The 14,657-nt window shown below is 64.9% G+C and carries 15 protein-coding genes; 7 read left to right on the top strand and 8 right to left on the bottom strand.

The features are described 5' to 3' along the window. Window positions 1-160: 160 nt before the first annotated feature. Window positions 161-880: a GntR family transcriptional regulator gene (locus AB3X99_RS03995; protein ID WP_069267852.1), complete on the bottom strand. Its 720-nt coding sequence runs from the start codon at window positions 878-880 to the stop codon at window positions 161-163. A 217-nt stretch (window positions 881-1,097) separates the two neighbouring features. Between AB3X99_RS03995 and AB3X99_RS03990 the strand changes: the two genes are divergently transcribed. Next, complete coding sequence (locus AB3X99_RS03990; RefSeq protein WP_342945619.1) at window positions 1,098-1,493, top strand: hypothetical protein; 396 nt, start codon at window positions 1,098-1,100, stop codon at window positions 1,491-1,493. A 124-nt stretch (window positions 1,494-1,617) separates the two neighbouring features. Here the strand turns inward: AB3X99_RS03990 and AB3X99_RS03985 are convergent, their stop codons facing one another. Together AB3X99_RS03985 and AB3X99_RS03980 are read right to left on the bottom strand one after the other, a co-directional pair. Beyond that, window positions 1,618-3,333: a long-chain fatty acid--CoA ligase gene (locus AB3X99_RS03985; protein ID WP_368616165.1), complete on the bottom strand. Its 1,716-nt coding sequence runs from the start codon at window positions 3,331-3,333 to the stop codon at window positions 1,618-1,620. Between the two features lie 81 nt (window positions 3,334-3,414). Continuing rightward, window positions 3,415-4,188: an SDR family oxidoreductase gene (locus tag AB3X99_RS03980; RefSeq protein WP_069267855.1), complete on the bottom strand. Its 774-nt coding sequence runs from the start codon at window positions 4,186-4,188 to the stop codon at window positions 3,415-3,417. A 370-nt stretch (window positions 4,189-4,558) separates the two neighbouring features. On the opposite strand from AB3X99_RS03980, the gene AB3X99_RS03975 reads away from it, so the two are divergent. The 3 genes from AB3X99_RS03975 to AB3X99_RS03965 all read left to right on the top strand — a co-directional run bounded on the left by AB3X99_RS03975 (window position 4,559) and on the right by AB3X99_RS03965 (window position 9,338). Continuing rightward, entirely contained in the window at window positions 4,559-5,665 is a 1,107-nt protein-coding gene (locus AB3X99_RS03975; protein WP_342945616.1) for a porin, read from the top strand. Window positions 5,666-6,117: 452 nt separating this feature from the next. Then, complete coding sequence (locus AB3X99_RS03970) at window positions 6,118-7,335, top strand: MFS transporter (protein ID WP_069267857.1); 1,218 nt, start codon at window positions 6,118-6,120, stop codon at window positions 7,333-7,335. A gap of 197 nt (window positions 7,336-7,532) precedes the next feature. Continuing rightward, complete coding sequence (locus AB3X99_RS03965; RefSeq protein ID WP_368616164.1) at window positions 7,533-9,338, top strand: AMP-binding protein; 1,806 nt, start codon at window positions 7,533-7,535, stop codon at window positions 9,336-9,338. A gap of 28 nt (window positions 9,339-9,366) precedes the next feature. Here AB3X99_RS03965 and AB3X99_RS03960 read toward each other — a convergent pair whose 3' ends face one another. From AB3X99_RS03960 to AB3X99_RS03940, 5 genes are all read right to left on the bottom strand, one after another. Further along, window positions 9,367-9,753 carry a hypothetical protein gene (locus AB3X99_RS03960; protein ID WP_342945614.1) on the bottom strand — a complete coding sequence of 129 codons (387 nt, stop codon included), beginning with the start codon at window positions 9,751-9,753 and terminating at the stop codon, window positions 9,367-9,369. 66 nt (window positions 9,754-9,819) lie between these two features. Beyond that, a complete protein-coding gene (locus AB3X99_RS03955) occupies window positions 9,820-11,421 on the bottom strand; it encodes an FAD-binding oxidoreductase (protein ID WP_342945613.1) in 1,602 nt (533 codons plus the stop codon). A gap of 25 nt (window positions 11,422-11,446) precedes the next feature. Then, a complete protein-coding gene (locus AB3X99_RS03950) occupies window positions 11,447-12,268 on the bottom strand; it encodes an anti-sigma factor (RefSeq protein WP_141710849.1) in 822 nt (273 codons plus the stop codon). Window positions 12,269-12,339: 71 nt separating this feature from the next. Further along, complete coding sequence (locus AB3X99_RS03945) at window positions 12,340-12,846, bottom strand: sigma-70 family RNA polymerase sigma factor (protein ID WP_069267926.1); 507 nt, start codon at window positions 12,844-12,846, stop codon at window positions 12,340-12,342. 69 nt (window positions 12,847-12,915) lie between these two features. After that, window positions 12,916-13,062, bottom strand: coding sequence for a hypothetical protein (locus tag AB3X99_RS03940; RefSeq protein ID WP_342945612.1), 147 nt, complete (start codon window positions 13,060-13,062; stop codon window positions 12,916-12,918). On the opposite strand from AB3X99_RS03940, the gene AB3X99_RS03935 reads away from it, so the two are divergent. From AB3X99_RS03935 to AB3X99_RS03925, 3 genes are all read left to right on the top strand, one after another. Next, window positions 13,061-13,297 carry a hypothetical protein gene (locus tag AB3X99_RS03935; protein ID WP_368616163.1) on the top strand — a complete coding sequence of 79 codons (237 nt, stop codon included), beginning with the start codon at window positions 13,061-13,063 and terminating at the stop codon, window positions 13,295-13,297. The genes AB3X99_RS03940 and AB3X99_RS03935 overlap by 2 nt on opposite strands. Window positions 13,298-13,603: 306 nt before the next feature. Continuing rightward, the gene (hfq, locus tag AB3X99_RS03930) at window positions 13,604-14,104 is read left to right on the top strand and encodes an RNA chaperone Hfq (RefSeq protein ID WP_342945611.1); all 501 of its coding nucleotides are present in this window, start codon (window positions 13,604-13,606) and stop codon (window positions 14,102-14,104) included. A gap of 235 nt (window positions 14,105-14,339) precedes the next feature. Next, window positions 14,340-14,528, top strand: a complete 189-nt coding sequence (locus AB3X99_RS03925; RefSeq protein WP_342945610.1) for a hypothetical protein — start codon at window positions 14,340-14,342, stop codon at window positions 14,526-14,528. The last annotated feature ends 129 nt before the right edge of the window (window positions 14,529-14,657 follow it).

Raw genomic sequence — 14,657 nt, 5'->3', positions numbered from 1 at the left:
AGCATCTACAATCGGCCCAAACGTCCCAACGAACTTGTTACGGACTCCATACTTTTCTTTCAGCATCGCGACGCTCATTCAGACGACCTGCGTATCGCTGCCCCTGACTCATGCGCCGAGCCGATATGAACCGGCGGATCGACGCGGCGCCCACTACGTGTCAGTCCAGAAAATCGCAGTTGGCTTCCACGAACAGCGCGAGTTCGATCGAGTGCTGCCGCACGAGCTGCTCGACGCGCTCGGTGTCGCGCGCCTCGAGCGCTTCGATAATGCGCATGTGCTCCACGATCGAGCGCGACGCGCGATCGCTCTGCGCGATCGTCATGCGCCGGATCGCGCGCACATGCATGAAGATGTTCTTGATGGTGTCGACGATGATGGGCGACTTCGATAGCTCCACCAGTGACTGGTGAAACATGATGTTCGCTTCCGAGTACTCCTCTATGTGGTCCGATGGCGTCGAATCGCCGAAGGTCGCGAACATGCGCCGCAGACCCGCGATGTCGTCGTCCGAGGCGCGTTGCGTGGCGAGGCGCGCGGCGATGCTTTCGAGCGCGGCCCACATATAGATCATCTCCACGATCTCCTTGCGCGTCTTGCGCAGGATGTAAACACCGCGGCGCGGCACCGTGCGCAGAAAGCCCTCCTGTTCCAGCAGCGTCATCGCCTCGCGAACCGGCGTTCGGCTCACGCCGAGCTTCTCGGTCAATTCCTTCTCGTCTAGCCGGATCTCGTCTCGCGAGCGGTAGATGTCGGTTTCGGCAATGGCCTGCTTGAGCTTCGCGTAAGCCTGATCGCGCAGCGAAGCGGTTGCGTTGATCGGCTCCAGCGTCAAGGTGACCGGGGGCATCCCGGTGACGAATTCTCTTTCGGCGGACATCGGTCGTTTGTCTCCAACGTTCTGTTTAGCCGGCGCTGCTGGGTAATTTCATATTTCCAATACAATATATCAGTACAGCGCTCATGGCTAAGCGGGGTTTACGCGGACCGGATGCAGGTCTCGCTAGATTGGCCAGCCTAATCCTCAATCCATACAGCCTTACTTATATTTTTCTAAAAAAACTTTAACTATCGGTTATTCATTGGCGCTTCTACTCTTGCTTCACGCCACTCGACATGAGGAGACAGCCATGAGCCACCTGGACACCCGCCAAGATCGTCAACTGGAAGCGCAGCTGTGCGCGTTCAATACGGCATTCGCCGAACTCGGCCTGCGTTTTCGCTGGGATGCACGTACGCTCTACTCGCTCGCATCGATCGCCGGCGAATATGCGCGCGTCGCCGCCTATATCGAGACGAATCACCCGCATCTGCTGAAGGCGTACAGCATGGAGTTCCTGTGCGAGGCGATCCTTGCTCGCAAGAACGCACAGGCGCCCGGTGAATGGCCGCTGGCCGCGCCCGCTCAACGCGGTTCACAGGAATGGGGAATGGCAGCCGCGATGGAGCAGGATTGGCGCGAAGGCGGTTTGCCTGCACTTGCCGGCGCCTGATGCGCAAGGGCGAAGTGCGAGCCCGATAAAGACGAAACCCGGCTGGATTCGCGCGCATTAGCGCGCTATCCAGACGGGGTCGATATTGAAGGACAACGAAAGAGAATTGCGCAGGCCTGCGCGTTCAGGCGTTGCGGCGCGCCTCGGCCTCTTGTTCCTGCAGCTTGCGCCACAGAATCTTGCCGCTGCCCGACTTCGGCAGGGCGTCCACGAACTGCACGATGCGCGGCGCTTTGTACGCGGCCATGTTGTCGTGCGCCCAGGCGATGATGTCGTCTTCGTTCACGCTGCCGGCCTGTTTCGGATCGAGCACGACCACGGCCTTCACGGTCTCGCCGCGGCGCGCGTCCTGGGTACCAATGATGCACACCTCGTTGATCGCCGGATGCCGGTACATCAGCGCCTCGACCTCGGCCGGCCAGACCTTGTACCCCGACGCGTTGATCATGCGCTTGAGGCGGTCGGTCATGAAGTAATAGCCTTCTTCGTCGCGCCGCGCGAGGTCGCCCGTGCGCAGGAAGCGCTTGCCGTCGCGTTCGATGAACGCTTCGCTCGTCGCCTTGGGGTCGCGCCAGTAGCCCTGCATCACCTGCGGCGCATGCATGATCAGCTCGCCCGATTCGCCTGGCGGGACCTCCTCCAGCGTGATCGGATCGATCACGCGCGAGTCGACATCGAATACCGGAATGCCGAGACATTGCGGCTTGGGACGCTGCGGCGGATTGATATGGGTGCCTGCCATCGTTTCCGACATGCCGTAGCCCTCGACGAAGTCGAGCCCGGTGAGATCCTTGAGCTTCTTGACGACTGCGTCGGGCATCGTCGCGCCGCCGCCGCGCATCCAGGCGAGGCTCGACAGGTCGTACTCGTGAATGCGCGGGTTCGAGATGAAGTCCACCACCATCGTCGAGATCGCCTGCCAGCCGTTGATGCGGTAATGCTCGATCGCACGCGCTGCAGCGTCGCGATCCCAGCGCGGCAGCAACACCACCGTCGAGCCGTTGTAGATCGGACTGTTCATGCCGCCCTGCATACCGGTTACATGAAAGAGCGGCAGCACCGAAAGCTGTACGGCATCCTGATTGCTACCAAACCAGTTGCAACCGCCCACGGCCGTCGCCATCACGCTGCGATGCGTGTGCATGCAGCCTTTGGGCTTGCCCGTCGTGCCCGAGGTGTACGGCATCACGCAGAGGTCGTCGGGACCGGCGGTCAGCGCGCCGGGTACGCAGCACGCCTCGAGCACGTCGACCCAGTGCGCAACGCCCGGACCGCTCACAGTGCGCGGTGCGCTCACGAACTCGGGCGGCGGCGAAAACGGCTCGCACTTCAGATAGTCGCTATACGTCGCAACGAGCAGATGCTGCAGGCCCTCACCTTCCTGCACGAGCGGCGCAATACGCGGGTAGAGGTCCTGCGCGACGAAAGCCGTGGTCGCGCCGCTGTCTTGCACGTAGTGCGCGAGTTCCTCGGTGAGGTTCATCGGGTTGACCGGCACGACCACGGCGTTGGCGCGCAGGATGCCGTAGTAAGCGATGACCCACTGTGGGCTGTTCTGCATGTAGAGCAGCACGCGGTCGCCGGCCTTCACGCCGCATTCCTGCTGCAGATAGCCGGCTACGCGCTCGGCCTCGTCCTTGAACTGCGCGAATGTGACGGGGGTGTCGTAGAAGACGATGAACGGCTTGTCGGGATAGCGTGCCGCCGACACCTCTGCGTTATAGAAGAGGTTCGTTTGCGGAATGCTCAGATGCGGGGAAAGATGCGAGGGCCAATGCGGCGAGGCCGGCAGCGGCGATGACGGTGAATGTGCAGAAGGCGTCGGGGCGGACGTGGACATGGCGGGCTCCGTCGGGCAAGACTTGTGAAGAACGCGGCCGCCAACTGCTCGCTGGGCGCTGGCGCCGCGTACCGTGCGCAATCAGACGATGCTCGCGCCGCCATCCACGGCGAGATATTGACCCGTCATATGCCGAGACGCCCGGCTCGCGAGAAACACCACGGCGCCCTTGAGATCGTCGTCGTCGCCGAGACGGTGCAGCGGCGTATGGTCGATCACCACCTGTCCCAGCTTGTCGAGCAGGCCCGCCGACATCTTCGAGGGAAAGAAGCCCGGGCAGATCGCATTCACGTTGATGTTGTACTTGCCCCATTCGGCAGCCAGCGCACGCGTAAAGTTGATGGCCGCCGCCTTCGAGGTGTTGTACGCGATGGTCTGCATGGGTCCGAGCGCCCCCTTCAGGCCGGCAATCGAAGCCACGTTGATGATCTTGCCACGCTGGCGCGGGATCATGCTGCGCTTGCCCACTTCGCGCGCGAGGAAGAACGGCGCGTTCACGTTCAGGTTCATGACCTTGTGCCACGCCTCGTCGGGATAGTCCTCCGCAGGGGCGCCCCACGTGGCGCCCGCATTGTTCACGAGAATGTCGATCTGCCCGCCGGCCGCCAGCGTCTCGTCCACGAGCGGCTTGGCCGCCTCGGCGCGCTGCAGGTCGCTCACGATCGTGGTCGCCTTGATGCCGAGCGCCTGCAGATGGGCCGCCGCCTCGGCCAGTTCGTCGGCCTTGCGCGCCGTGATCACCACATGGCAGCCCATCTCGCCGAGCGCCTGCGCCATCTGCAGACCCAGCCCGCGCGAGCCGCCGGTGATGAGTGCGACCTGACCGCCCAGTTCGAACATTTCCCTGACCCGCATGCTTTCGTCTCCTTGATGTCTGTCGACCGGCCGACGTTCCGGATTGCGGAACGCGATGAGATGCCAAGGATTCTAGCGAGGCCCGCTAGTCAGGAAAATAGGGAAAAGCACGACCGTTCATTAAACGGCATTTGTGCCTTTGCCGCCGGCGCTATGCGGGTTGGGTCGGCTGAAAAAGCAAACATGCGGCGAGTTAATTGCGCGCGCAACCGTTGCAATCGCGCGACAGCCAGCGTTTTCACCCCTTCACCAAGCGTCTATCATCGGCCCCCCGGCCGGCATCCACCGGCTCGGCATACGAAAAATTCGGGACCCGGCACCCCGGCGGCCCGACGCACTGACAACACGCAGCAGAAGAAAGGATTCCACCGTGAGACATACCCAGATCGCATCCGCCGTCGGCGGCCTCGCCCTCGCATTGGCTTGCCAGCACAGCTTCGCGCAAAGCTCGGTCACGCTGTACGGCATCGTCGACACCAGCATCCGCTACCTCACGAACGCCAACGCGCACAACGACAACGAACTGCAGATGACGCAAGGTCCGGTCACCGGCAGCCGCTGGGGCCTGAAGGGCTCCGAGGATCTGGGCGGCGGCCTCTCGGCCGTATTCCGCCTCGAGAACGGGTTCAATCTCTGGAACGGCCAACTGGCCAGCTCGAATACGCTGTTCAGCCGGATGGCGTACGTGGGGCTGTCGAGCAACAAGTACGGCACGGTCACGATGGGCCGTCAGAACACGCCCCTGTTCGATCAACTGGGTAATACCTTCGACCCGCTGACCGTAGGCAACTTCGACCAGGACGGCTGGCTGCCGGGCGCACTCGGCTACGGTCTGCGTGAGAACAACTCGGTCAAGTACGACGGCAAGTTCGGCGGCCTCGAAGTCGAAGGCATGTACAGCTTCGGCGGCGTGGCGGGCAGCGTCGGCGCGAGCAACATGTACGGCTTCACGGCCACCTACGCAGCCGGTCCGGTCTCGCTGCTCGCGGGCTACCAGCAGAATAGCGACGCACACAACAACAAGTACCGCGTGGCCAACCTCGGCGCGGTCTATGCGCTCGGTCCGGTGCATTTGTACGGCGGCTGGCTGTGGGGGCAGGACAATACGGGCGTGGTCGACCAGTACATGGCAGCCGCAAACTCGCCCGCGGCGATCAACTTCGTGACGCCCGTGACGAAAACCAACCGTATCGACAACGGTCTCTATGCGGGTGCCACGTGGCAGGTCAGCTCGCCGCTGTTGCTGACCGCAGCGTACTACTACGACCACGCAAAGAACGGCCTCAATGAAGACGGCGTGACGCTCAGCACCGGCGTGCGCTACTCGGCAGTCCTGCTGGCCGAGTACTCGCTGTCGAGGCGCACCGAAGTCTATGGCACGGTCGACTTCATGCGCGGCACCGGTTCGGCAACGGCCGACTTTCCGGGTCGCAACAACCAGACCGGCGTCGCCGTCGGCTTTCGCAACATCTTTTAATAGCGGATTGCCTCGCCGGGTCTGATGACCGGCACGGCGGCGGCGGGGCATCTGGATAGCGCACACGAGTGTCAACGCGCGCCTTCTCAACGCAAACGAGCGGACAAATGCCCGCTCGTTTGCATTCATTCATGCGCATCGATTAACTCATTCGCACATTGAGTGACCTTCATTTAAATTACATTTAAATTACTAATAAAACAAAAAGCTTTCGCATTTAGCTAAATCCCCCAGGGATTACTACGGGTTCCAGTCAACATGCATGCAAATGTTTAATGCCGGGCGTACACTGCTGGCGCGTAGCCCATTGCGGGGGGGCCGCTCCAAGCCACACAATCAAGCCACACAAGGCAATGCCGACACATGCATGAGATCGCGCGAGGTGTGCAAGCGCCAATTGCGATCGACAGGAGACATGGCATTGCCCCCAGTATCACAGGAGAACAATCAACATGAGCTGGACGCGTGAACAGAAGAACGTCACGATCGCGGCGTACCTGGGATGGACGCTCGATGCATTCGATTTCTTTCTGATGGTTTTCGTTCTGAAAGACATCGCCACCGAATTCAACACCAAAATCCCCGCAGTGGCTTTTGCCATTACGCTGACACTGGCCATGCGTCCGCTCGGCGCGCTGATATTCGGCCGCCTCGCCGACAAATACGGCCGTCGTCCCACGCTGATGGTCAACATCGCGTGCTACTCGATACTCGAACTGCTCACGGGCTTCTCGCCCAACCTCGCGACCTTCATCGTCCTGCGTGCGCTCTTCGGCGTCGCGATGGGCGGCGAGTGGGGCGTGGGCTCGGCGCTCACCATGGAAACCATTCCGCCCAAGTCGCGCGGCATCATTTCCGGGCTGCTGCAGGCGGGCTATCCGAGCGGCTATCTGCTCGCCTCGATCGTGTTCGGTGTGCTGTACCAGTACATCGGCTGGCGTGGCATGTTCTTCGTCGGCGTGCTGCCCGCGCTGCTCGTGGTCTATGTGCGTATGCACGTGCCCGAGTCGCCGGCCTTCAAGGAGATGGAAAAGCGCCCGCGTCCGAGCCTGCTCACCACGCTCAAGCACAACTGGAAGCTCTCCCTGTACGCCATCGTGCTGATGACGGCGTTCAACTTCTTCTCACACGGCACGCAGGATCTGTATCCGACCTTCCTGCGCGAACAGCATCACTTCGATCCGCACACGGTTTCAATCATCACCATCGTGCTCAATATCGGCGCGATCGTGGGTGGCCTCTTCTTCGGTCGGATTTCCGAAAGTATCGGCCGCCGCAAGGCAATCTTCATCGCCGCGCTGATCGCGCTGCCGGTGCTGCCGCTGTGGGCGTTCTCGCAAGGGCCGGTGCTGCTCGCGCTCGGCGCGTTCCTCATGCAGATTTCGGTGCAGGGCGCCTGGGGCGTGATCCCGGTTCACCTCAATGAAATCTCGCCTGACGAAGTGCGTGCGACCTTCCCGGGCCTCGTCTATCAGCTCGGTAACCTGTTCGCTTCGGTGAACGCCACGCTGCAGGCGTCGCTCGCCGAAACGCACAACCAGGACTACTCGATGGCCATGGCGATCGTCGCCGGCACGGTCGCCATCGTGATCGCTGTGCTGATCCCGTTCAGCCGCGAACGTCGAGGCATCGACATGACGCAGACCGCGAAAGAGGTGTCGGGCGTCTGACGTGCCCGCGGCCCCGTAACGCCGCACCGCAGCACCACCATGAAAGGCCGTGCCGGGTTCGCCCGCACGGCTTTTTTGCTGGTTTTGACGATGGTCGAACACCCGCTTGCGCACACAGGGTAAGACCTCCTGGCCGCACGGCGCGCGGCGTTGCATGATGAAAGGCACTCGGTTGCGCTACCGTCCGGAGATCCACTATGAGCGACACGCCCCAGCCCGATCCGGCGAGCCCGGTGGCAGCTTGCGCACCTCAGGCGGCCCCACCTCAGGCGGCCCCTCCCAACACCGACGGCATCTGGTACGCCTCGTACCCTCCCGGCGTGCCGCGCGAAATCCCCGCAAGCCAGTACGCCTCGCTCACCCATTACTTCGACGACTGCACGGCGCGCTTCAGCGAGCGCGTCGCCTACGTGAGCGCCGGCTCGCCGATGACCTACGCCGCACTCGCCCGCAAGGCCACGGCGTTCGCATCCTGGCTGCAAGGCGCGGGCGTGCAGCCAGGCGAGCGAGTCGCGATCATGCTGCCCAACACCTTGCAATATCCGGTTGCCCTCTTCGGCGCGCTCAAGGCCGGCGCCGTGATCGTCAACGTCAACCCGCTCTACACCGTGCGCGAGCTCGAGCATCAGTTGCAGGACAGCGGCGCGCAGACCATCGTCGTGTTCGAGAACTTCGCCGCCACGCTCGAAGCGGCGCTGCCCGGCACACAGGTGCAACGCATCGTCGTGACGGCGCTCGGCGACTTGCTGGGCGAAGGGCTAAACCTCAAGGGCCGCTTCGTCAACGTCATGCTGCGCCACGTGAAGAAGATGGTGCCGCCCTACCACCTTCCGCGTGCCGTGCGCCTGCTCGACGCACTCGCGCAAGGCGCGCGCGCCCCGCACGCGCCGGTGGCGACCCACGCCGACGATCTCGCGTTCCTCCAGTACACGGGCGGCACCACGGGTGTCGCGAAGGGCGCGATGCTCACGCACGGCAACGTGCTCGCGAACGTGCAGCAGGCAAAGGCGTGGATTGGCAACCAGTTCGACGCCAACGCCGAGACGGTGCTTACACCCTTGCCGCTCTATCACATCTATTCGCTCACCATCAATGCGCTGATCTTCCTCGCACTCGGCGGACGCAACATCCTGATCGCCAATCCGCGCGACATGAAGCGCGTGATGAAGGTACTGGAGCACGAGACGTTCAGTTGCATCAGCGCGGTCAACACGCTTTATAGCGCGCTGCTCGACAACGCGGCGTTCCGCCAGCGCGACTTCTCGGGCCTCAAACTCGCGATGGCGGGCGGCATGGCCATGCAGAAGGCCGTTGCCGACCGGTTCCGGGCCGTCACGGGCAAGCCCGTCGTGGAAGGCTACGGTCTCACCGAGTGCTCGCCGATCGTTTCGATGAATCCCGTCGATATCGCGCATGCAGAGGGAGACGAGGCGCATCCGGAAGGCTCGATCGGGCTGCCCGCGCCGTCCACGCAGGTGCGCTTTCGCAGGGACAACGGCACGTGGGCCGGCATCGGCGAAGCCGGCGAGCTCTGTGTCAAGGGTCCGCAAGTGATGAAGGGCTACTGGAATCGCCCGGACGAAACGGCAGAGGTGTTTGCCGACGGGTGGCTCACGACCGGCGACATCGGCATGATGGATGCGCGCGGTTATATCCGTCTCGTCGACCGCAAGAAGGACATGATTCTCGTGTCGGGATTCAATGTGTATCCGAACGAGATCGAGGACGTGGTCGCGATGCACCCCGGCGTGCGCGAGGTGGCGGCGATCGGCGTGCCCGATCCGGTGCAGGGCGAGCGCGTCAAGGTGTTCATCGTGAAGCGCGATCCCGCGCTCACGGAAGCCGCGCTGATCCAGTTCTGCCGCCAGCAGCTCACGGGCTACAAGGTGCCGCGCATCGTGGAGTTCCGTGAGTCGCTGCCGCAATCGACCATCGGCAAGATCCTGCGCCGCCAGCTGCGCGACGAAGAAATCGCAAAAGCGGCGAAGAAGCCGCAGACATGAGATGTCGATGCGCTATTGCTAAGGTTGCCTAAGCGAAGTCGCGCAGCGTCACCCCGCGCGCGCTGGCTAGCCGCGCGAGTACGAATCGGTCCGAGGGACGCAACGCGCCAGTCAAGTCCGCGCCAGGCTCGAGGCGCCGGGCGATCCGCGCGTGCCACAGTGTGCCGATGTCGCTATCGGCCGTATCGGCGCAGCCGTCGCCGATGGCCCACGCAACACATCCCGCGCGCGCCGCTGCGCGCTCGAGCACGCGGCCCTGCTCGAGCGCCGGGTCGAACACTGCGGCGCCTGGCGCCTCCAACGCTGCACCCGCACGAGGCACGCGTACGCCCAACGCAACGCTGAGCGCATGCGCCTGCCAAGCCGCGCCGAGCGCCACGGCCCCGGCATCGCAGAGAAAAGCCCGCCTGTCCATCGTGTCCTCCGTGCGCCTTGCAACGAATCCTTCCCGCCAATCGCTACGCAGTCTTGATTAAATCGATCACGTATAGCCGCGCTCCGCACGCCACGCCTCGGGCCAGATGCCCTGCTTGCCCGGCGAGAGGACGCCCTGCGGATCGAGTGCGTCTTTCACGGTTTGCGCGAGACGCAACAGCGCGCCGTCGTTGAAGGCGTACTGTGCCGCTGCGTAGTCCATGTAGAGCAGATGCGAGCGGTAGACGCCGTAGCCGGCCGCGCCCGCGTCGCTCATCAGCGCGCGCAGCAGGTCCCCCGCGCGGGCTGCATCGTCGCGGCGCTCACGCGCGAAGATCGCCGCGAATACATGATGCAGATAGCGCCCCGCCGCGGTGAAACCGCCGTAGTAATCGAAACCGTACTCGGCCGCGCGCGCCTTGACGAGCGCGTACTGGCGCAGCGCGTCGCGGCCATCGGCGGGGCACAGCGGCGAGAAGTCCACGTGCGCGCCGTCGCCACCGCACCAGTCGAGCATGCGAAACGCGCTCATCGCGGGAATGCCGGCGAGATTGCGGTCAGCGCCGCCCCGCGGTTCGTCGCCTTCGGCATAGCGACGCGCCGAGAAACGCACACCCGATACGCCGGCAAACGCACGCTCGACGATGCGCCGTTCCACGTCGATCACCTCGGGCTCGCCATAAAGCGCATAGTGCAGATTCCAGCGGCCCACGCCCAGATCGCGCTGCATCGCGGCGACGGCGGCCTCGGGCATTGCGCCCTCGCCTTCGTACCAGCGAGCGCGAGGCGCGAGGCTCGCGGCGCGGCGGATCGCGCCTTCGATCGCTGCGTGCTGACGTATCGTGCCGCCGAGCTGCAGCGCGCGCAGCGTATCGACGAGCACGCCGAGATCGTCCTCACGCGCGAACTGGATCTCGCCGATCACGAAGGCCCGCGGGGCGGGCATGAGCCAGAGCCCCATCTTCGTGACGACGCCGTAGTTCGACTGCGTAAAGAGCGCATCGAACGAAGGCCCGTAGCCCGGCCGGTAGAGTTGCCACGCCGTGCCGTTTTCGATCGCACCCATGCCGGTGCGCACTACATCACCGTTGGCGAGCACGACCTCCATGCCGCACTGCGAGGCGGCGTGGTCGCCATAGGCGGTCGTCCCGAAGCCGCGCTCGAGCGTGTTGCCGACCACGCTGCCCCAGCCCGCCGCGGGCGGATCGACCCACAGGCGCAGATGCTGTTCGCGCAGATGTGCGTGCAAATCGAAGTAGCTCACGCCCGGCTCGACGCGCGCCCATGCGAGGCGCTCGTCCACTTCGAGGATCCGGTTCAGGCGCTGCAGGTCGAGGACGACCGAACCCGCCAGACGCGGCGCGGCACCGCCATAGGCGAAGTTGCGCCCCGCGGAAACGGTCCACAGCGGCACGCGCGTGTCGTTCGCGACACGCAGGATCGCGCGGATCTCTTCGACACTTGCGGGGAGGATCGCAGCGGAAGGGGCGAAGGCGTGCGCATCGGCGAGCGGTACGAACGGATCGAAATACGGATCGAGCGCTGCGCCGCCACGGCAGACGTTCGGCGCGCCCACGATGCCTTCGAACGCGGCGAGCGCACGCGCGAAACGGGCCTCGTCGATGCCAGTAGGCAAGGTGGGCGCGGCACGGCGCGCGGGGTCGCTCATGGGCCTGCTCCGCCGGCGTCGCGCATCACCACTGCCCGGGCTTGCCGCCCAGCGCGCCGCATACGTCCAGCGCGATCTCGCGCAGCTTCGGTTCTGTCTGCGGCCCGGAGAGAGCATAGCCCGTGCGTTCGGTGCTCCAGTAGAACGTCCGGCGGTTGCCGTCGCGCAAGAGGCGCACGGGGTCCCGGTCCCGGGCCGAACTGGCCACGTAGAGCGTGAGGCGCTCGCCCGCATCGTTCTCGTACATGAATTGCGCGGCCGGCCCCGTGTTGCCGGGCAAGAGACGCCCGCCCACCAGCGTATAGCCGTATTCGGCCAGCGACGGCACCGAGAGCGGCTTGCCTAGCCGCCTGGAGAGCCACGCGACGAGATGCGCCTCGTCGGCCGCGCCCACTTCCACGGGATGCCGCTGCTCCGGCGAATACACCGCGTACGCGATATCGGCGCGGCGCGCAAACGCTTCGGGCGTTTCGCTGCGCGCGGCCGCCGGCGCCGAAACGAACGCCAGTGGAGCCAGGCCTGGCGCGAGCCGCGGCACGAGCGCCGTGGCCGCCACCGCGAGCCCCGCGCCCACCGCCACCCACGACGCCGCGATGCCGGCGCGCCACCACCACGGCTCGCCCGCACGCAGGACGAACACGGCGGGCGCGCTGCCTGCCGGTTCGGCTGCGCCGGACGCCGCATCCTCGCCCGCGACGCGCGCGCCTTCACACAACGCCTGCAGCGCGGCCTTCTGCGCGCGATAGGCCGCGACGCGCGCCGCTGCACGCGGATCGTCGGCGAGGCGCGCCTGCAGCGCCTCGCACTCGCCCGCGGGCAGTTCGCCGTCGACGAAAGCGCCCAGCATCGTAAGGTCCTCTTCTGGCGAAGCAGGCGGCACGCCTTCGCCGTCGCGTTCGTGGCCGAGATCGTTGTCGTTCATCGTAGCGTCCCCACCACCCTGAGCGGCGCGGCGCGCTGCGCCGGATCGCGCCCCGGATCCTGCACCGGCCCCGTATCGAGCAACGCTCGCAGATGCTCGCGCGCTCGCGACAGGCGCGACATCACCGTGCCGGCCGGCACCCCGAGCACCGCCGACGCCTCGCTGTAGCTCAACTCCTCCACGCACACGAGCAGCAGCACCTCGCGCTGCGCCGCAGGCAACGCATAGAGCGCGCGCTGCAGATCGCGCAGCACGAGACCGTCGACCTCGCCGTGCGGCGCCTCGAGCGTGCGCCACGGCGCAGCTTCATCGTCGACGGCAATCTCACGCCGGCCGCGCAACTGATCGATGTACAGATGGCGCAGGATCGTGAGCAGCCACGCGCGCAGATTGCTCTGCGGGCGAAACGAAGTCCAGCGCGAAAGCGCACGCTCCGCGGCGTCCTGCACGAGGTCGTCAGCCCAGGCGGCGTCGCCCGTCAAGGCGCGCGCATAGCGGCGCATGGGTCCGAGCTGCGCCACGACCTGCGCTTCGAACTCCGGCGACGGATGACGCAACACGCCGCACGCCGCTCAGTAGCCGCCGCCCGACGAGCCGCCCGAACTGCTCGACGACGCCCCGCCTGAATTCATGTCGCTGCAAGCCGTGAGGCCGGCTCCCGCGACGCCTGCCAGCGCCACACAAACGAGACACGCGAGACCTTTGCGAAGCCGCTCCATGATCACCTCCACTGGGTTCATCACCGATATCGCGTTAAACGTTGCAGCGGGTGCGCTTATTCCGCGCAGGCGGCGATTTCGCTTTTCGTGTGCCGCCGCACGGAACGAAGCCCTCGGGCACCGCGAGAATCATCGCAAGCGGATCGAAAACCATCGTGTAATCGCGTATAAGCGTGTGATCCGCCTCGAATCGGTCGAGCATGGCTGGCCGTCTTGGACTACGCTGTGTGAGTGAGTGCATGCGCGTCGAAAGGTCGCGCGGGTCTGTCAATCCGCGGGCCTATCGTCGGCAGGCCTCTTTCCGAAAACCGCTGTCGCTGCCCATCGCTACCTGTCATCCGGACACGCCCCTTCCCGGCAGCCGACGACAAGGGACGCAGCGATGCATTTTTCGTCAATCTGCGGTCGCGGCCGCGAGCCGGTATAGTTCTGCAGTAAGCTTACTTTCCCGCACGCGCGCTTCGCCGACACAAGGTAGAATCGCGGCGAGCAAACGTTTCCAACTGATTGCGGCATTGCGCCGCCTGGCCAAATCTAGTCCATGCCTTCCGCAGAATCGCACCCGCAAAACGACTTCATGAACGCCGCGCGTAAGGAAAGAAAGCGCGTCGAAATCTATCTGGTCAACGGCATTCGCCTGACCGGATGCATCGAGTCGTTCGATCAGTATCTGGTGATGCTGCGCACGCCCGTTGGCCTGCAAGGCATCTACAAGCGCGCCATTTCGACCATCCAGCTCGACACCGGCACCCGTCCGGGTCCGCGCCCGGGCGGCGCTCGCAGCTCGCACGGCGAGCATACGAGCCGCGGCCCGCACGGCAGCCACGGTGGCCATGGCCCGCGTGAACAACGAGAACCGCGTGAACCGCGCGAGCCACGTGAAAACTGGTCGGCGCCGTCCGGCGCGCCGTCGGGCGCATCGAGCGCCCCCGGCAATGACCGTGGCTCTCAGGACGGCCCGGTCGTCGTCACGCGCCGCCGCCGCCTCTACGGCGCGGTGAACAATGGCGGCAACGGCGGCGAAGGCTCGGGCAACAGCTAAGCCGCTGCTGGCTGGCGTACTCGCTGCACGGTACGCCGATCACGCCGACATTCAGTACAGTACGGGCGCGCCTTGGCGCGCCTGCTTGTTTGTGCGCGCGTTTCGTACAGCTACGGTGCGGTTGCGTTCAGTTTCGTTCCACCGTCTCCCGACGCGCTCTGACAGCCGTGACTCGCGGTCACGATTCCGGCTTTGCGTTATTCTGGGCGTGACGCATATCGCAACGGAGACCGCCATGAGCGCATCCAAGCCGAAAGCCCCGCAACCCTCGCAACAAGACCCGCTCGACGAAGCGCTCGAAGAAACCTTCCCCGCGAGCGATCCGATCGCCGTCGACCCCTCGCCTGCCGGCTCTCAACCGAAGCCCCATTCCGCAGACGAAACTCGCAAGGGCCGCGACACGCATCGCCACGGCAAGCACTGAGCGCGACCCGAACGATCGCACCATGAAGAAAGGCGGAGCGCCCATGACGCTCCGCCTTTTGCGTGCCGCATACGCGTGTTTCGCACAACCCGTTGCGCAGCCGGGCGCCGGGTGAGCACGCCGGCCACA

It is taken from the genome of Paraburkholderia sp. BR10882, assembly GCF_040948855.1.
Lineage (GTDB): Bacteria > Pseudomonadota > Gammaproteobacteria > Burkholderiales > Burkholderiaceae > Paraburkholderia > Paraburkholderia nodosa_A.
This window is presented reverse-complemented; position numbering and strand designations above follow the sequence as displayed.